Here is an 18,601-nt window from a genome sequence, read left to right as displayed (position 1 = left end):
TCATATTTCCAAGTAAATTAGTCGGGATTACGCCATGCCAACGACCACCTCATCCCAGCCTGCTTCTAAGCTTGAGCATTTACCCTTAATGCGCTTGGCTTTTAGGCCTTTCTTTCTGCTGGCCGCGCTGTTTAGTGTGGCGTCCCTTTTGGTGTGGTTGGCCTTCTGGCACGGCACTATTTTGCTGCGACCTTATGGCGGTTTGGTGTTCTGGCATCAGCATGAAATGTTGTTTGGCTTTGCCGCGGCGGTGGTAGCGGGATTTTTACTAACCGCTGTGCGTAACTGGACAGGGTTGCCGAGTTTAAACGGCGGGCCGCTGCTGGGTCTGGTGGTGCTATGGCTATTGGGTAGGGGGCTGATGGCTTTCCCCATGGGGCTGCCGGAGTGGCTGCTGCTGGCGGTTGACCTAGCGTTTCTGCCAATTGTCGCTATGGTTATGGCGCGTCTAGTTATCACCGCAAAGCGTTGGCGCAACTTGATCTTTGTACCTGTGCTGTTGCTGTTTGCCACGGCTAATCTGGCGATGCACTTAGGAGTCATGCAGGGTGATGCCGAGCTGATCCGCCAAGCCGCCTACTTAGCCGTACTGTTAATCACACTGATGATGACCGTAGTGGGTGGGCGCGTAATTGCCATGTTTACCGCCAATCGTTTAGGACGCACCAAACCTGAACCTATTGCTTTACTCGAAGGAGTGACGCTGGTGAGTACGGCTGGCGTCGTCGTGCTGCAGCTGGTCACCATGTTGGGAGTTGCCATTCCTGCTGTTTTAATGGGGGGAGTGATGCTCTTAGCGGCGTTGGCCAACACTGTTCGCATGGCGCGTTGGGGTGGGCTGCATAGCTGGCGTGAACCTTTACTTTGGGGGCTGCACGGCAGCTACGCCTGCATTCCACTAGGGCTTATTATGTGGGTCTTGGCACTCATGGGGCTGATGCGCGTTGAACTTGCCGTGCACGCCCTGACCATTGGCGGCATGGGCACCATGATGCTTGCCATGATGGCCAGGGTTTCGCTAGGCCATACGGGGCGTCCCATACGCACATTGCCTGGTATTGGTGTGGCGCTGGGCTTAATGCTAATAGCCGCCTTAGTGCGCTCACCCGTTTTGGCGTTATTTCCCCAGATTACCCACTGGACCTATACGCTGAGCATCATCTTTTGGTGCTTAGCCTACGCAATATTTCTCGCGCACTACACTTGGCCGTTGATGCAGGCGCGTGTTGACGGGCAGGATGGCTAGGGAGTGCTATGCGCTGACGGTAGGAATGCGCATAAGTTGCGCCAGTTGAGATTGTTGGCTGCCCAGCAGGTCGGCCAATGTGTAGTGGTCGAGTACACTTAGAAATGCTGACAGTGCATCATTAAGAATCGGTTGAAGGCGACATGCCGGCGTAATGATGCAAGCGTTGTCGCTATGAAAGCACTCCACTAACGCCATGTCATGCTCCATCTCGCGTACTAGCTCGCCTAACCCAATGGTTGCGGGGTCCCGTGTCAGTAGTAAGCCGCCATTCTTGCCACGAATAGCGGTAACGTAGTTCTTTTGACTTAGCTCTTGAACGATTTTCATCAAATGATTGCGTGAGATATTAAAGGTCTCGGCAATCTCGTGAATCGTAGAGCGCTCCTCTCCCTTGGTAGCAAGAAAGATCAAGACGCGTATCGAATAATCAGTGAATCGGGTGAGGTGCATGGAGTGTGCTTTGCTCCGAGAGTAATCCAGCTATAAAAAGCATGTTGTATGAATGTTAAGTGAGTTGCAATGTAAACGTAGTTGAAGGCCTGCGAGCATATTCCGCTTCGCTACAGCAAGCATTCAAGCACGGTTTAATTTCAACAGCGCCAACCGTCTATTCCTTTACGTTGGCCGCTCTATCACCTTAGGGGTAGATAGGGTGTATATGGAGGTAATCACGCAGTAATTCGCTTGTCGATCACGCAGAATCCACTCCATGGAGCCCGCCTGGCGGGTACGCAAATTTCCGAGGAGCCTGGAGATCGACCATGAGTCACTTCATAGATCGGCTGAATTTCTTCCGCAAGTCCCGTGAGCCTTTTGCCAACGAACACGGTGAGCTACGCAGCGAATCCCGCCAGTGGGAAGATAGTTATCGTGCCCGCTGGCAGCACGACAAAGTGGTACGCAGCACCCATGGGGTGAACTGCACCGGCTCTTGTAGCTGGAAGATCTACGTTAAGAACGGTTTAGTTACCTGGGAAACCCAGCAGACAGATTACCCTCGTACCCGGCCCGACCTGCCTAATCATGAACCGCGTGGCTGCCCGCGTGGCGCCAGTTACTCCTGGTATCTGTACAGCGCCAATCGCCTCAAATACCCGTTGATTCGTAAGCCGTTGCTGGCGCTATGGCGTGAAGCGCTGAAGGCTAACCCAGACCCGGTCGACGCCTGGGCGTCGATTGTTGAAGACCCTGCCAAGACTAAACAGTACAAGCGTGCCCGCGGCATGGGCGGCTTCGTGCGCGGTAACTGGGATGAGCTCAACGAGCTGGTCGCTGCCTCTAACGTTTACACCGCTAAGCAGTACGGCCCTGATCGTATCCTTGGCTTTTCGCCGATTCCTGCCATGTCGATGGTCAGCTACGCCGCGGGTAGCCGCTACCTGTCGCTGATTGGCGGCGTCTGCATGAGCTTCTACGATTGGTACTGTGACTTGCCGCCGGCCTCGCCAATGACCTGGGGTGAGCAGACCGACGTACCTGAATCCGCTGACTGGTACAACTCCGGCTACATTATTGCCTGGGGCTCTAACGTGCCTCAAACGCGTACCCCGGATGCCCACTTCTTTACCGAAGTGCGCTACAAGGGTACCAAGACGGTTTCGATCACTCCGGATTATGCCGAAGTTTCCAAACTGACCGACGAATGGCTGTCCGCCAAGCAGGGTACCGATGCCGCCCTGGCGATGGCCATGGGCCATGTCATCCTCAAAGAGTTCCACCTCGATAACCCGAGTGCTTACTTCACGGACTATGTGCGCCGCTATACCGACATGCCGTTCCTGGTGGAACTGGAAGCGCGTGAAGATGGCAGCTTCGCACCGGGTCGCCAACTGCGAGCCAGTGATTTTGATGCTGCCCTGGGCCAGGAAAACAATCCCGAGTGGAAAACCGTCGCCTGGGACGAAACCCGCGACCAGTTGGTGGTGCCGCGCGGTTCCATCGGTTTCCGCTGGGGCGAAACCGGTGATGAAGTGGGCAAGTGGAATCTGGAGTCGCTGGACGCCGCAGGCACCGAGATCAAGCCGTTGCTCAGTTTGGTCAACCACCACGATAGCGTCGCGCGCGTTGCGTTTCCTTACTTTGGTGGTATCGAACACGAACACTTTGAGCACGTAAAAGGAGCCGGTGTTGGCGCCGCCGATGACCTACTGTTCCACAATTTGCCCGCCAAACGCTTAAAGAGAGCCGATGGCAGCGAAATGCTGGCGGTCACCGTTTTTGATCTGATGTGTGCCAACTACGGTATCGACCGTGGCTTTGTTGGCGACGGCGAAGATGATGGCGCGACCTCGTTTGATCAGATTCGCCCCTATACCCCCGCGTGGCAGGAGAACATCACCGGTGTCCCTGCAGAGCAGTGCACCCGCATTGCCCGTGAATTTGCCGATAACGCCCATAAAACCAACGGCCGTAGCATGATCATCGTTGGTGCCGGTATGAACCACTGGTACCACATGGACATGAACTACCGCGGCCTGATTAACATGCTGGTCATGTGTGGCTGTATCGGTCAGAGCGGTGGCGGCTGGGCCCACTATGTTGGTCAGGAAAAACTGCGTCCGCAGACTGGCTGGACGCCTTTGGCCTTTGGCCTCGACTGGCAGCGCCCGCCGCGCCATATGAACTCTACTTCCTTCTTCTATAGTCACTCCTCCCAGTGGCGCTACGAGAAGCTCGAGATTAAAGAAATTCTTTCGCCGTTGGCCAAGGCCGAGGATTACCCCGGCAGCCTGATCGACTTTAACGTGCGCGCTGAGCGCATGGGCTGGCTGCCGTCAGCACCACAACTGGACACTAACCCGCTACGCCTAGCGAAAAAAGCCGAAGCCGCGAGTATGTCGACAGCCGATTATGCGGTTCAGCAGCTCAAGAGCGGTGAACTGCGCTTTGCCGCGGAAGACCCGGATGCGCCAGAGAACTTCCCACGCAATATGTTCATCTGGCGCTCCAACCTGCTGGGTAGCTCCGGTAAGGGCCATGAGTACATGCTCAAGTACCTGCTGGGTACTCGCCACGGTATTCAGGGTAAAGATCTGGGCGACTTCGGCGGCCAGAAGCCCGAAGAAGTGGTATGGCGTGACGAGGCGCCGGAAGGCAAGCTCGACCTGCTGGTGACGCTGGATTTCCGTATGTCCACCACCTGCCTTTACTCGGATATCGTGCTGCCTACAGCGACCTGGTATGAGAAGGACGACCTTAACACTTCTGACATGCACCCCTTTATTCACCCCTTGACTGCCGCCACCGACCCTGCCTGGGAATCGCGTAGCGACTGGGATATTTACAAGGGTATTGCCAAGGCGTTTTCCAAAGTGTGTGTAGGCCACCTGGGCGAAGAGACCGACCTGGTCACGCTGCCGATGCAGCACGACTCGCCAGGAGAATTAGCCCAGCCGGCGGTGATGGATTGGAAGAAGGGCGAATGCGCGCCGATTCCCGGCAAGACCATGCCGTCGCTGATTGAGGTCAAACGCAACTATCCCGAAACCTATGAGCGCTTCACCTCCGTAGGGCCGTTGCTGGAAAGCATCGGTAACGGCGGCAAGGGCATCGGTTGGAATACCGATGCGGAAGTCGAGCTGCTGGGCAAACTCAACCATCGCAAGCTGGATGGCCCGCATAAAGGGCGCCCGTTGATCGACAGCGCTATCGATGCCGCCGAGATGATTCTGACCCTGGCACCGGAAACCAACGGCGCCGTGGCAGTAAAAGCGTGGGATGCACTCTCCAAGATTACCGGACGCGACCATACCCACCTGGCGAGGCCCAAGCAGGAGGAGAAGATCCGCTTCCGCGATGTCGTCGCTCAGCCGCGCAAGATTATCTCCAGCCCAACTTGGTCCGGCCTTGAGGATGAGCACGTCTCCTATAACGCCGGTTACACCAACGTTCACGAGCTGATTCCATGGCGCACCGTGAGTGGCCGTCAGCAGTTCTATCAGGATCATGCCTGGATGCGTGCGTTCGGCGAAAGCCTGCTGGTCTATCGTCCGCCCATCGATACCAAGGCGGCCAAAGGCTTTCAGCTTCCCGCCGACAACGGCTTCAAGAGCAAGGCGCTGAACTTCCTCACGCCGCACCAGAAGTGGGGCATCCACTCCACTTACTCGGACAACCTGCTGATGTTGACGCTCAACCGAGGCGGCCCGGTGGTATGGCTCTCCGAGGCAGATGCGGTTGAGATCGAGATCGAGGACAACGACTGGATCGAGGTCTACAACGCCAACGGCTCGATTGCCGCGCGGGCAGTGGTCAGCCAGCGGGTCAAGGCGGGCATGGTGATGATGTACCACGCCCAGGAGCGCAACGTGAACGTCCCTGGCTCTGAGGTCACCGGCACGCGGGGCGGTATTCACAACTCGGTCACCCGTGTCTGCCCCAAGCCAACCCATATGATCGGCGGCTACGCGCAGCTCTCTTACAGTTTTAATTACTACGGCACCGTCGGCTCAAACCGCGATGAGTTCGTGTTAGTGCGCAAGATGAAACACGTTGACTGGCTGGATGGTGAAGGCAATGACAGTGTTCAGGAGAACGTGGCTCTTAAGAACAGTGCTCTCAAGAACAGTGCTCAGGAGGCCGTGAAATGAAAATTCGTTCCCAGGTAGGCATGGTTCTCAACCTTGATAAGTGCATTGGTTGCCACACCTGTTCGGTGACCTGCAAAAATGTCTGGACCAGTCGCGAAGGTATGGAGTACGCCTGGTTCAACAATGTCGAGACCAAGCCCGGTATCGGCTATCCCAAGGAGTGGGAGAATCAGGCCAAGTGGAAGGGTGGCTGGATGCGCCGTAACGACGGTCGCATTGAACCGCGTATTGGTGGCAAATGGCGGGTGCTGGCGAACATCTTCGCCAACCCCGATCTGCCCGAAATGGATGACTACTATGAGCCGTTCACGTTTGACTACCAACATCTGCATACCGCCAAGATCGGCGAGCACCAGCCGGTGGCACGTCCGCGCTCGCTGATTTCCGGTCAGCGTATGAAAAAGATCGAATGGGGCCCGAACTGGGAAGAGATCCTCGGCACCGAGTTCGCCAAGCGGCGCAAAGATGCCAACTTCGACAAGGTGCAGGCAGATATTTACGGCCAGTTCGAAAACACCTTCATGATGTATCTGCCGCGCCTGTGCGAGCATTGCTTGAACCCCACCTGTGTAGCGGCTTGCCCCAGTGGTGCGATCTACAAGCGGGAAGAGGACGGCATCGTTCTAATCGACCAGGACAAGTGCCGTGGCTGGCGGATGTGTATCTCCGGCTGCCCCTACAAGAAGATCTACTACAACTGGAAAAGCGGTAAGTCCGAGAAGTGTATTTTCTGCTACCCGCGTATTGAGGCCGGTCAACCGACTATCTGTTCCGAAACTTGTGTGGGCCGCATCCGCTATCTCGGCGTGCTGCTGTATGACGCTGACCGTATCGAGGAAGTGGCAAGCTCCCCTGACGAGCGTGACCTCTACCACCGCCAGTGCGAGATTTTCCTCGATCCCAACGATCCGGAAGTGATTGCCCAGGCCAAGCGGGATGGCATCCAGGATAACGTCATCAAAGCCGCCCAGGCCTCACCGGTCTACAAGATGGCTATCGACTGGGGGTTGGCGCTGCCGCTGCACCCGGAATACCGCACGCTGCCGATGGTGTGGTACGTGCCGCCGCTGTCGCCGATTCAATCCGCCGCTGAGGCGGGGCATGTCGAGTTCGACGGCATCCTGCCCAAGATTGAATCGCTGCGTATCCCGGTGAAGTACCTAGCTAACCTGTTGACTGCTGGTGAAGAGGAGCCCGTGGTGTTGGCACTCAAGCGCTTAATGGCGATGCGGGTCTATATGCGCGGCAAGCACGTAGAGGGTTCACCCAACGCCGACGTGCTCGATGCCGTGGGTCTGAGCGTCGCTCAGGTAGAGGAGATGTACCGCTACCTAGCCATTGCCAACTATGAGGATCGTTTTGTGATCCCCACCAGCCATCGGGAAATGGCCACCGAAGCCTTCCCGGAACGGGGAGGATGCGGCTTTACCTTTGGTGATGGCTGCCATGGTGAGAGCCAGCCCAACCTGTTTAATGGCCGTAAGCAGACCAGCGTGTTGGTGAAACCGGTAGAGGTCTTCGACCCGCAGCCACAACTTGAGGAGTCTCGTCATGACTGAAGCCGCTACCCAATCGCCGATCCCGGTAGAGCCGTCGCTCGAACCGCTACAGGGTATGCGTAGCCTACGCGTACTGGCCCGCCTGCTCGATTACCCGACCCAGGAACTGCAGGATGCCAGCGGCGAGCTCATCGAAATTCTCAATGCCGAGCGCCGCCTGGGGGCGGCTCTCAAATCGTCGCTAATGGCGTGGTGTCAGCGTCTCCAAGAGGGCGACCTGCTTGAGCTGCAGGCTGAATACGTCGCCATGTTCGATAAGGGGCGGGCTACGTCACTGCTGCTATTCGAACACGTTCACGGTGAATCACGCGATCGTGGTCAGGCCATGGTGGATCTTATGGCCGAGTACAGCGCGGCCGGTTTTGAGCTAGATGCCCGTGAACTGCCCGATCATCTACCGGTATTTCTTGAATACCTTTCAATGTGCGACGAAGCCGAAATTGGCCGCTGGCTGGGCGAAATACGCCATATCCTGGCGTTGCTGACGGCACGGCTAGAGGAGCGGGGAGCGGATCACGCGCTGGTACCGCTGTCACTGCTGGCGTTGATCGGCGCCGAGGGTGATGTCGAGGAGCATCGGCCCCAGGTCAAAAAAGAAGCGCCGGACAACACCCCCGAAGCACTAGACGCCGTATGGGAAGAAGAAGCGGTGCGTTTCTCAGCGACCTCTGACGAAGACTGTGCGTTGCAGTCTGCCGAAGGGCGTCGCTTGGCCGAGCGCAAACACACCGTTCAGAGCCAGCCGGTACGCATTATGCCTGCTCCGTCTTTAAATGCCTCTTCCGCTCCTTCCGCCGATCGTTAATAGGAGAATCATCATGTATGACGCGATTGCGCATTACTTAACCCATCTGATCTACGGTTACTACCCCTATCTCGCGGGCACGGTGTTTCTGCTTGGCAGCCTGCTCCGTTTTGATCATGGTCAGTACACCTGGAAGACCGGTTCTAGCCAGATGCTCTCTTCAAAGAACATGCGACTGGGCAGCAACCTGTTTCATATCGGGATTATCGTGATTTTCTTCGGCCACCTGGTGGGCATGCTCACACCGCACTGGGTTTATGAACCGTTCCTGCACGCCGGTACTAAACAGCTAGTGGCTATCGTGGTGGGCGGTATTGCCGGTGCCATGTGCGTGGTGGGCGGCGCCATGTTGCTCTATCGTCGTCTGGCCAACCCGCGCGTAAAGGCGTCGTCGAGCATGATGGATACCTTGATCCTGGGCTTGATCGTCTTACAAGCGTGCCTGGGTATGGTGACCATCATCTTCTCGTTGGGCCATATGGACGGCGAGATGATGCTGACACTCTCCAGCTGGGCGCAGTCGATTGTGTTCTTCAGCGGCGGTGCGGCGGATTACATGCAGGAAGTGTCGTGGATCTACAAACTGCATATCTTTATCGGCCTGACCATCATCCTGCTGTTCCCGTTTTCGCGGTTGGTGCATGTGTGGAGCGCGCCGTTTGGTTATGTAACCCGGCGTTATCAGCTTGTCCGCCGCCGCGGCTAAAAACTGGCTACTGCTCGGCCATACGTTGTTGGAGATCGGCTCAAAATGCTCATTTACAAACTCGTAAACTCCGCGTTTTCTCCGATCTCCGCCTAGTCTGGCCTTCGCACGCTCGGTTTTATATAGAGGAGAAATAACATGCAGATGATTGATATCGAACAGCTACCTGGGGGCGTTGCTGCGCCTCCGGTACGTGTCGGCGACACCCCTATCGATGAAGCAACGATTGCGTTGGAGATGCAGTATCACCCCGCTGAAACGGCGGGAGAGGCCCAGCTTCAGGCCGCCCGTGCGTTGGTGGTCAGAGAGCTGCTTCGCCAGCGTGCTAGCGTCCTGGGCCTACTATCGACACAGGACGTTAGCGAGGCACAGGAAGATGCGGCGATTGCTGCTTTGCTCGAACAGGAGCTTGAGGTGCCCGAACCGGGGGAAGCAGATTGCCAGCGCTTTTTTGACACCCACCGTGAGCGCTTTAGCGAACCAGTGCAGTTACGCGTTCGGCATATCCTGCTCGCGGCCGCACCCGATGACTCCCAGGGGCGCGACGACGCTTACCAGCTTGGCGAAAAGCTACTCGAACAGCTTAATCAGATACCCGAACGGTTTGCCGAATTTGCGCAACACCACTCCGCGTGCCCTTCAAAAGAGCTGGATGGTGATTTGGGTTGGCTAGTGTCGGGGCAAACCGTTCCAGAGTTGGACCGCGCTTTGCAGCACCTGCCCCCAGGCCTCCATGAGCGCCCCTTGGCGTCTCGCTATGGCTGGCACGTGGTCAGTATTGACGAACGAAAAGAAGGTAGGGCGTTACCTTTCGATCAAGTGATTGACCGGGTGCGCCATAGCCTACGGGAGCAGGCAACTCGGCGCGCGCTGCGTCACTATTTGCTGATGTTAGAGAGCGAAATAGGCGTCGAAGGGATTGTGCTGGATGACGATGCTGGCGGCAGCTTGCTGCAATAGAAACGCTAATAGGAGAGGCTTGATGTCCCATGTTCCCGTAGATGCACTTTTCACTCCGCTTGGCATCGCGGTGTTAACCGTTTCCGATACGCGTGGATTCGATGAGGATGGCAGTGGTGACTTACTCGCCGCGCATCTTATTGAAAGCGGCCATAACCTAATGGAGCGGCGCATCGTGCCTGATGATATTTATCAGGTTCGTGCTGTGGTTTCGGAGTGGATTGCGCGTAACGAAATTCACACGATCCTGGTGAATGGCGGTACGGGCTTCACTGCTCGCGATACCACACCTGAGGCGTTAGTTCCTCTTTTTGACAAAGCAATTGAGGGGTATGGCGAGCTGTTTCGCTACTACTCTCTGCAAACGATTGGCACGTCGACTATTCAATCTCGGGCGGTGGCGGGGGTTGCCAACCAGACGCTGTTGTTTGCGATGCCCGGTTCGCCCAAAGCATGCGAATTGGCGTGGGAAAAAATCATCTCATTGCAGTTGGACTCCCGCACGCGGCCCTGCAACTTTGTCGCAATGGTGTTGCCTTCTGCGCCTGCTTGTAGTGGACGTCAAGTAGAAACGACCTCTCATGTTTCGGAGCGCTTATGAACTGTCAATGCGCAGAAATAGTCACGCCCGGCTTGTTAAATTTATTTGATGCACGCCAACGAGTTATCGACGCAGCCACGCCGATTAATGGCGTAGAAAATGTCTCCCTTGAACAGTCGGCGGGGCGAGTGCTGGCAGAAATGGTAGTGGCACCTCTCGATATGCCGGGCGTGGACAATAGCGCTATGGATGGTTACGCGCTGTGTCTGGCTGATTACCAAGCGGCACCTCGCGGTGCCGGCCTACCTATTCTCCAGCGCGTGCCGGCTGGCGCAGGTGTCATGCTGCTACCGAAAGGGGGCTGCGCGCGTATTTTCACCGGCGCGCCGGTACCCATAGGGGCTGATATTGTGGTGCCTCAAGAGCGGGTAACCCTTGATAAGCGCGGGCATATACACCTCGAGGGTAGCTTGGTGCTGGGCGCTAATATTCGGCGTCAAGGCGAGGAAACCCGCATGGGAACCCCGCTACTCGCTGCGGGTAAGTTTCTTGACGCAGCGTCGATTGCGCTTCTGGCAAGCCACGGGATCAATATCGTTGCCGTCAAGCGGCGCCTGCGGGTGGCACTGCTCTCAACCGGCGATGAGCTGATTGCCCCAGGCACGGTGCGATCTCCGGGACAGGTATACGACAGCAATCGCGCCATGCTTAACGTACTGCTCGCACAAGCGCAGTGCGATGTAGTGGATCTAGGTGTCATCGCTGATTCGCCGCAGTCATTGCACCAGGTCTTTGAGCACGCACAAACCATTGCAGATGTGGTGATATGCACCGGTGGCGTTTCGGTCGGCGAGGAGGATCACGTTCGTCCGGTGATTGAGCAGCGCGGTGGGCTACATTTTCATGGTGTTGCGATGAAACCGGGAAAGCCTTTTGCATTCGGTTATCTAGGTGCTGAGCCTGCTACTTGCACACCGTTAATGGCGCTGCCGGGTAATCCCGTGGCCTCCCTGGTGGGCTGGCAACTGCTGGCGCTGCCGTTTATTCATGCTATGCAGGGTCGACACTTAGCTTCGCTACAGTGTTTTCCAGTAACAGCGGGCTTCTCTCAGCGTGGGCCCAAAGGGCGCTGCGAGCTATTACGGGTAGTGTTGGATTGGTCACAGGGGAGTCCCGTGGCGCAGTTAGCGGGCGGCCAGGGCTCGCATATGCTTGGTGCGGCTAGCCAAGCTGATGGTTATTTAATGATTAACTCCGAAACCGATGTGGCAGAAGGGGAGGCGTATCACTACTACCCCATCAATCAGTTCGTCGCTTGAATCACTTTTTCAGTCGTGACCACTGACCTCGTTAGTTTTTTATAGGAGAGGGTATGTCTTCACATCACAAACCCCGCGCACTGATTTATGCTTGTTCCGGCTGCTCTGATGTTGCGCAACTAGCTAATAGTGTTGCCCTGCGACTTGACCATGCAGGAGAGGCAGAAATGTCGTGCATTGCCGGTGTCGGTGGTGGTGTGCCCGGCCTGGTACGCATTGCCCGCTCCGGGCGGCCTATCGTAGCCATTGATGGGTGCCAGATGCACTGTGCCAGCCACTGTCTCGCCAACGCGGATGTGATACCCACAGAGCACGTAAAGCTATATGAAAACGGCCTGCGCAAGCGGCGGGGTCAGTTTTATGATGAGCAAACAATCATCGAAGTGACCGCTGAGGTAAAAGGACTCATTGCTCGGCTGCCCGTTAATGTCAGTTCCCAAGAGGAGCCCGAAAAATGAGTGCGCTAGTCGATGGGTTTGGCCGTACGGTGCGTTACCTACGTATATCGGTAACGGATCGTTGTGACTTTCGCTGTGTGTATTGCATGGCTGAGGAGATGACCTTCCTGCCTCGAGCCCAATTGCTAACCCTTGAGGAAATAGCCACTCTTTCGCAGGCATTCGTCGAGCTGGGCGTGGAAAAAATCCGTCTAACTGGCGGTGAGCCGCTGGTACGCCAGGGCGTGCTAACGCTAGTGCAAAAACTCGCTGAATTGGAGGGCCTGCGCGAACTGGCTATGACTACCAATGGCTCAGGGCTGGTCAAACATGCCGATGCTTTGCGGCAAGGCGGGCTACATCGGCTCAATATTAGCCTTGACTCGCTCAAGCCCGAGCGTTTTAAAGCATTAACCCGAACAGGTGACTTAAACCAAGTGATCGCGGGTATCCGTGCCGCACGCCGCGCTGGTTTTCAGTCGATTAAGCTCAACGCTGTATTGCTTAAGGGGCGTAATGACGACGAAATTATCGACTTGGTAAACTTTGCCCGGGATGAACAAGTGGATATCAGCTTTATCGAGGAAATGCCCCTGGGCGCTATCAGCGAGCATAACCGTGGTGAAACCTTTCTTTCCACTGATGCGGTTCGTGAGACCATAGAAAACCACTATCGACTCTTACCCACCACCGAGACCACCCTAGGTCCATCCCGCTATTACCGCATGGCAGACAGCCAATCGCGGATTGGCTTTATCTCTCCCCATAGCCACAATTTCTGTGCTGCCTGTAATCGTGTTCGAGTGACGGCGGAAGGGCGGCTACTCCTCTGCTTGGGCAATGAGCATTCGGTAGATTTACGCGCCGTAATGCGACGTTATCCGGGGGAGATCCAGCGCCTAAAAGCAGCCATTGTGGGGGCGATGACGAAAAAGCCTGAGCGGCACCACTTTACGACCGATGGTGAGGTTCAGGTTTTGCGATTTATGAATGCAACTGGCGGTTAGTGCAGCATTGCTGAAAGCAGTTTTTACTTCAAACTGTATCTGCTTGATAGAGCCTAAGAAGTAACCTAAGTATATTTTTAATATGAGGAGCTTCGGTGAAGAGAATTTCAAGATAGCCTCTGAATCGACCCTCCTCGAGTTGGCATAAATTTCCTCTTGATTTCATCCGTTTTGGCAGTGGTTTTGCGAAGGGATGCTTTGTCGTGTCTCGTCGTTAACTCTGTCTTCTTCGCATAAAAAATTGCCAATTTGTCTTTAATGGCGTGCCTTTGTATGCGTTAACATTTGTCATAACGGAAAGCGAAGCAGTACCTTTGTTAAATTAATCGACTAGGACGGGGTTAGAATCGCTGCTATGCCCCAGGAATGATCAATAACCCAAAGAAGACAATTAATGACGCGTACTAAGCCATTTCAAGGTGAGTTTGCCAGCAACAAACTGGCCGTCTGGATTCAAACACTTCGCCCGCGTACTTTGCCTGCAGCGATAGGCCCCATTTTGCTAGGGCAGGCGTTAGTCCTGCCAAGCCATTTCTCCTGGCTCACCGCGTGCTTATGCTTGGTTAGTGCATTAGCGCTACAGCTTGCGGTTAATTTGGCCAATGATCTTTTTGATGGGCTTTCGGGCGTCGATCAGCACGATCGTCTAGGGCCAGTACGTGCACTCCAGTCTGGCTTGTTAGGAGTTAGTGAGCTGCGGGTAGGACTGCTGCTAATGCTAGGCATTGCCTTGGTAACGGGTGTATGGCTAGCCCTCTTTGGGCATTGGTTATTGTGGGTGTTTGGTGGGCTAGCGCTGCTTGGTGTGCTGGGTTACAGCGGTGGTAGGAGTCCCTATGCCAACCTAGGATTAGGAGAAGTGGCAGTCTGGCTGTTTTTTGGCCCAGTGGCCGTGTTAGGTAGCCTGCTGGCCCAACAAAGCCCAGTAAACGAAAGAGCCATCATCAGCGCATTGTTAATGGGGCTACCCGTGGCTGCCATTTTGGTCGTTAATAATCTTCGTGACCGCTTTACTGATGCGCGGGCTGGTAAGCGAACACTAGCAGTGCGGCTCGGACCACGGGCCACTCGATGGCTATTTAGCTTCTTAACGCTCGGCCCTTGGATGGTATCCCTGCCTTTCACAACAGAAGTTTGGCGCTGGGGGGTATGGAGCTGCCTGGGCTTGATAGGCGTAGGATTAAATGTAGTGTTTTGGCAGCGAGATGGGGCGGCACTCAATCCAGTACTGGGAAAGACAGCGCTCTACTCTTTAGCGATAGCCGTCTGGTTGATTCTACGTTTTGCGTAAGCAACAACACATGCGGATCAATAATGGCTGCTGTTCTCTTTTCTTTTAGTGCGTTTTATTCACTGTAATGAGGAGGTAAAGGGGAGAGGAAGCCGTTGGTAGCAAGTTCCCGTGAGCATTGTCGCGCTTGGGTTCTTGTTGCCTGCAGATAATTGGCTTTTTAATCGTGTGCGGCTGATGTTGTTAAGCTTTATTGGTTAATGTGCCGGCTGATTGTTATCAAGCTATCGTCAGCTTGTTTTACTATCGATAAGGTTAAGCTGATCAATGGTGTTCTTTTAATTGGGAAGTCCCTCTACAATCAATGTCGGTGACTAGATTTTACGCGTAATTTATTGAGTGATTTTGATAGATCCAAATTTCCAGCAATACTGTGCAAGTAAATAATACAGACTGTGTGCGCGTATTTAAAAGGCTATCGGGCTTGCGTAAACAAGCTAGAGATTGCTTCCCGGTGACACTGACAAGGCAGATGCTTTATGCAGGCTATCGCAATCACCACATTCCCTCTGTTGGTGCCTTTAGGCTATTGGCTAGGGCTGGTGGTTACTCTTATAGGGGGAAGCCTTGCTTGGAGGAAAACACCAAACTGGCGCTGTATAGAGCATCCGAATGGGCGTGATGATCACCTTTTATTAGTGTTGATTGTCGGGCTGGGCGTGGTCGATATTGTCATTGGCGTATGGCATGACAGCTTGCGCCAGGCCTTGCCATTAGTAGGCGCCGCTTGGCTAGCTGCGCTGGTTGTGTTGATAATTGGCGCCGTTAAACCACCGCCAGCAGGATGGTGGGCGGGGCTGGCATTAAGCGGGTTAGGAGCGGGTGGATGGGCGGCGTGGCAAAAATTTGGGATTGGGTTGACGCGCGCGACAGGACACCCACCGTTACACTCCATTTTCTTCGGTAATTTTGCGTTATTGAGTGCGCTGCTATGTCTGGCTGGTTTGAGCTGGGCCTGGCATCAGAGAACGTCACGTTTTGGTTGGTTTTTGCTGTTACTGGGGGGCGCAGCAGGAGGCGTCATAGCATCGGCACTTTCCGGTACGCGAGGTGGTTGGTTAGCCCTGCCATTAGCGATAGGTGTGTTTTATTACAGTTATGCGCATCAGTGGCGAGCAGCATGGCGCTGGGTAGGGATTAGCAGTGTAATTGCAGTATTGGTGGTGGCGTACGTAATGCCACAAAGCGGAGTGGAAAGGCGGGTGAGTAAGGCGGTAGCTGATGTGCACCACTATATTGAGGGAACGGATGTTGGCTCTGTGGGAGCGCGTCTGGAAATGTATCGCGGTGCCTTGTGGTTAATAGGCGAGCATCCGTTCATGGGCTACGGACATGAAGGCTATCAGCCCGCAATGCAAAGGCTAGAAGCTGAAGGGGTTCTAAGCCCGAAATTAGGCAATTACTGGCATGCGCACAATGATTTACTGGATGCCTGGGTGAGGCGAGGACTGTTTGGCATGTTAGTGGTGCTGGGGCTTTACCTTGTGCCTTTGTGGCATTTCCTCCCAGGTTTGCGCAGTGAAAATCCAGTGCATAAATCTTTTTCTGTTGCTGGAGTACTGTTGACAGTCGCCTTTATAAGCTTTGGTTTGAGCTACTCTTTTTTCGCGTACCCTGCAGGTATAGCCGTATACGCTAGCTGGCTGATTTTCCTATGGGTTCAGATTCCAGAGGCACTTCCGCAGAAGAGTCGCTATGGATACGCTAATTAATGCACTGGCTGCAACAATAGTGATATCCCATGGCTTTGATGACTATCACCTTTGTATCGAATGCGGGGTCGGCTTGTTATCGGGTGCATGCATTAAGCACGATATTTGAAGACTAGACGCTCCGCTTCTTGTTAAGGAAATAAGTAGCTTATGTTCAAGCATATTTTGGTGGTTTGTACGGGTAATATCTGCCGCAGCCCTGTCGCTGAAGCAATTCTCAGGCAGCAACTCCCCAACTATAAAATCAGCTCTGCTGGCTTAGGTGCCTTACAAGGGGAGCCCGTATCATTGTTTGCACGACAATTGGCAGAATCGGATGGCCTGGATGTCACTCACCACCGAGCACGCCAGTTGACGACGATAATGATTCAGCAAGCCGATCTCATTTTGGTCATGACGGAAGGCCAGCGTCGTGCTCTAGGGAAGCAAACACCGCAGGCCTTGGGGAAAACGCTGTTACTTGGTCGTTGGCTGAATGACGGTGAAGGGCAAGATATCCCTGATCCTTATAGAAAGACGCTAGATGTCTTTGAGTATGTACATACGCTATTAAAAGACGCGAGTCTTTTGTGGTCAGAAAAGCTTCCAAAAACGCTACGTTGATACCGGCCATGTTGAGTGGGGTCCCCTGATAAGTAGGGCCCTCTAGGCTTCGACGGGTAGCCTTCTAGATTTCTCCCTCTGAGACCCTTTCTCTCTTTCGCTGAGTTTTCACTGATGCTGTGTGCAGCTATTAAAAGCCAGATTGATTTCTAATTAAGAATTTACGCACGTGAAGGCCCAATCTAAGTTAACGCTATGTTTGTAACGTTTATGTTACATGAAAGATTGGCTTTCAGAGAACATCAGCTGCCTTCATATAAGTATTGTAAAAATCTAATGACAATACTGTTAATATATTATTCATTTTTTTAATATATTGATTTTTAAAGATAATTATTTTAAATAATGCCAGTTCTCCTTTTCTTTCTGCCCCGGCAACCTAGAAATTTTGCTGTTTTTACTACCACAGATGTACGCCTTCCTGCTCGAAAAAGTAGTAGTTATTTCACCCTTCGATAGTTATGTAAATAAAGTTATTATTTTTGTATTCTTATGTAACATTAAAAATAATTACCAAGTAGGTAGCTCTGTCTCATGGCGATAGCGAATTGACGTCGCCTGGGCTGTGTTCAATAAGGCTCTGGGAAATGTCTGACCAAAATCCCCGGGCGGTAGCGTGGCTAGACAAAAGCAAAGGGAGCAACCATGAATAATTTCAATGAAGTAGAAAGAGTGGAATCTAGAAGAAGCCCAATTCGACTAGCCCATTATCTCGTATTGATCGTGCTGCTGGGAGCCCTCAGTGGCTGCGCTATGGCTCCTGGTGGCCATATTGATCAGGACAATCTTGAGCAATCACTAGATGGGCGAGTGGACGTGGAGCAGATCACCCCAGATTTAGTGAATGCGATGTTTGAAAGAGATGTTTCTTCTCGGGTTCCATCGCCCGCATTGAATCCAGTGGTGCCGGGGTATGAGTACCGGGTGGGGCCTGGCGATATTTTAAGTGTGATTGTCTATGACCATCCGGAACTGACTATTCCCGCAGGTTCTGAGCGCTCCGCAGCAGAAACCGGTAATCGGATACGGCCCAATGGCACCATGTTTTATCCATACGTGGGGCGTGTAAGGGTTGAGGGAATGACGCTTGATGAAGTGCGTAACCTTATTACTCGGCGTCTAGCCAATGTGATCAATGAGCCGCAAGTGGAAGTTGGCATCGCGGCGTTTAACTCCCAGAAAGTCTATATCAGTGGTGCTGTCGAAAACCCTGGCACATTACCACTGACCATCGTACCGATGACAATCCTGGATGCCATCAGCGCAGTAGGCGGGGCGCGGGAAAATGCCGACTGGCGAAACGTAACGTTGAGCCGTAATGGTAGCGAAGAGCGCATCTCACTTTATGCAATGATGCGTCAGGGGGATATGACGCAGAATCGTTTGCTGCGTGATGGTGACTTGCTGCATGTCCCTACTATGGAGAACCAGAACGTAGTGGTGATGGGGCAGGTAGTACGTCCCGGTACAATCGCTATTGGCAATGAACGGATCACCTTAACGGATGCATTAGGCAGGGCTGGTGGTGTGAATGAGAGCCGGGCTGAGCCTTCAGGAATTTTTGTAGTACGAGGTAACTCGCCAGGTAGTGAAAAGTTCGCCACTGTTTATCAGTTAGATATCAGGGATGCTACACGGCTATTGCTTGGAACTCGCTTTCCTCTCCAGCCTCAGGATGTGGTGTACGTGACATCAGCACCACTGGCTCGTTGGAACTCGGTCATTTCTCTGCTGCTGCCATCAGTTAGTCTGCCGGGCAATGTTGTAACGGTAGCCAATGATGCCAGCGAGCTTTAAGTGGCTATTTTGAATAGCATTTCTGA

At 53.9% G+C, this 18,601-nt stretch carries 15 protein-coding genes; 14 read left to right on the top strand and 1 reads right to left on the bottom strand.

The genetic code is table 11. The features are described from left to right. The first annotated feature begins 34 nt into the window (after positions 1-34). Positions 35-1,246, top strand: coding sequence for an NnrS family protein (locus CEK60_RS07645; RefSeq protein ID WP_089038517.1), 1,212 nt, complete (start codon positions 35-37; stop codon positions 1,244-1,246). Between the two features lie 6 nt (positions 1,247-1,252). Here the strand turns inward: CEK60_RS07645 and CEK60_RS07640 are convergent, their stop codons facing one another. Further along, the gene (locus CEK60_RS07640; protein WP_089038516.1) at positions 1,253-1,699 is read right to left on the bottom strand and encodes an Rrf2 family transcriptional regulator; all 447 of its coding nucleotides are present in this window, start codon (positions 1,697-1,699) and stop codon (positions 1,253-1,255) included. Positions 1,700-2,010: 311 nt separating this feature from the next. Between CEK60_RS07640 and CEK60_RS07635 the strand changes: the two genes are divergently transcribed. The 13 genes from CEK60_RS07635 (at position 2,011) to CEK60_RS07575 (ending at position 18,575) form a co-directional block, all read left to right on the top strand. Then, a complete protein-coding gene (locus CEK60_RS07635; RefSeq protein ID WP_089038515.1) occupies positions 2,011-5,838 on the top strand; it encodes a nitrate reductase subunit alpha in 3,828 nt (1,275 codons plus the stop codon). Continuing rightward, entirely contained in the window at positions 5,835-7,397 is a 1,563-nt protein-coding gene (gene narH / locus CEK60_RS07630; RefSeq protein WP_089038514.1) for a nitrate reductase subunit beta, read from the top strand. Before CEK60_RS07635 ends, narH begins: the two co-directional genes overlap by 4 nt. Beyond that, positions 7,390-8,202: a nitrate reductase molybdenum cofactor assembly chaperone gene (narJ, locus tag CEK60_RS07625; protein ID WP_089038513.1), complete on the top strand. Its 813-nt coding sequence runs from the start codon at positions 7,390-7,392 to the stop codon at positions 8,200-8,202. The genes narH and narJ overlap by 8 nt, the downstream gene beginning before the upstream one ends. Before the next feature lie 13 nt (positions 8,203-8,215). Continuing rightward, complete coding sequence (gene narI / locus CEK60_RS07620) at positions 8,216-8,908, top strand: respiratory nitrate reductase subunit gamma (protein ID WP_039858452.1); 693 nt, start codon at positions 8,216-8,218, stop codon at positions 8,906-8,908. A gap of 138 nt (positions 8,909-9,046) precedes the next feature. Beyond that, a complete protein-coding gene (locus CEK60_RS07615; RefSeq protein WP_089038512.1) occupies positions 9,047-9,868 on the top strand; it encodes a peptidylprolyl isomerase in 822 nt (273 codons plus the stop codon). A 22-nt stretch (positions 9,869-9,890) separates the two neighbouring features. Further along, complete coding sequence (moaB, locus tag CEK60_RS07610) at positions 9,891-10,469, top strand: molybdenum cofactor biosynthesis protein B (RefSeq protein WP_089038511.1); 579 nt, start codon at positions 9,891-9,893, stop codon at positions 10,467-10,469. Further along, on the top strand, positions 10,466-11,728 hold the full coding sequence (locus tag CEK60_RS07605) for a molybdopterin molybdotransferase MoeA (protein WP_089038510.1): 1,263 nt from the start codon (positions 10,466-10,468) through the stop codon (positions 11,726-11,728). Before moaB ends, CEK60_RS07605 begins: the two co-directional genes overlap by 4 nt. A gap of 53 nt (positions 11,729-11,781) precedes the next feature. Further along, complete coding sequence (locus tag CEK60_RS07600; protein WP_089038509.1) at positions 11,782-12,186, top strand: putative zinc-binding protein; 405 nt, start codon at positions 11,782-11,784, stop codon at positions 12,184-12,186. Beyond that, positions 12,183-13,172: a GTP 3',8-cyclase MoaA gene (gene moaA / locus CEK60_RS07595; RefSeq protein ID WP_089038508.1), complete on the top strand. Its 990-nt coding sequence runs from the start codon at positions 12,183-12,185 to the stop codon at positions 13,170-13,172. The genes CEK60_RS07600 and moaA overlap by 4 nt, the downstream gene beginning before the upstream one ends. A gap of 394 nt (positions 13,173-13,566) precedes the next feature. Then, positions 13,567-14,463: a 1,4-dihydroxy-2-naphthoate octaprenyltransferase gene (gene menA / locus CEK60_RS07590; RefSeq protein ID WP_089038507.1), complete on the top strand. Its 897-nt coding sequence runs from the start codon at positions 13,567-13,569 to the stop codon at positions 14,461-14,463. A gap of 479 nt (positions 14,464-14,942) precedes the next feature. Continuing rightward, positions 14,943-16,175: an O-antigen ligase family protein gene (locus CEK60_RS07585; protein WP_089038506.1), complete on the top strand. Its 1,233-nt coding sequence runs from the start codon at positions 14,943-14,945 to the stop codon at positions 16,173-16,175. A 150-nt stretch (positions 16,176-16,325) separates the two neighbouring features. Then, positions 16,326-16,778, top strand: coding sequence for a low molecular weight protein-tyrosine-phosphatase (locus tag CEK60_RS07580; protein ID WP_089038505.1), 453 nt, complete (start codon positions 16,326-16,328; stop codon positions 16,776-16,778). 645 nt (positions 16,779-17,423) lie between these two features. Next, a complete protein-coding gene (locus CEK60_RS07575; RefSeq protein ID WP_089038504.1) occupies positions 17,424-18,575 on the top strand; it encodes a polysaccharide export protein in 1,152 nt (383 codons plus the stop codon). Positions 18,576-18,601 lie beyond the last annotated feature (26 nt).

It is taken from the genome of Halomonas sp. N3-2A, assembly GCF_002216165.1.
Lineage (GTDB): Bacteria > Pseudomonadota > Gammaproteobacteria > Pseudomonadales > Halomonadaceae > Vreelandella.
This window is presented reverse-complemented; position numbering and strand designations above follow the sequence as displayed.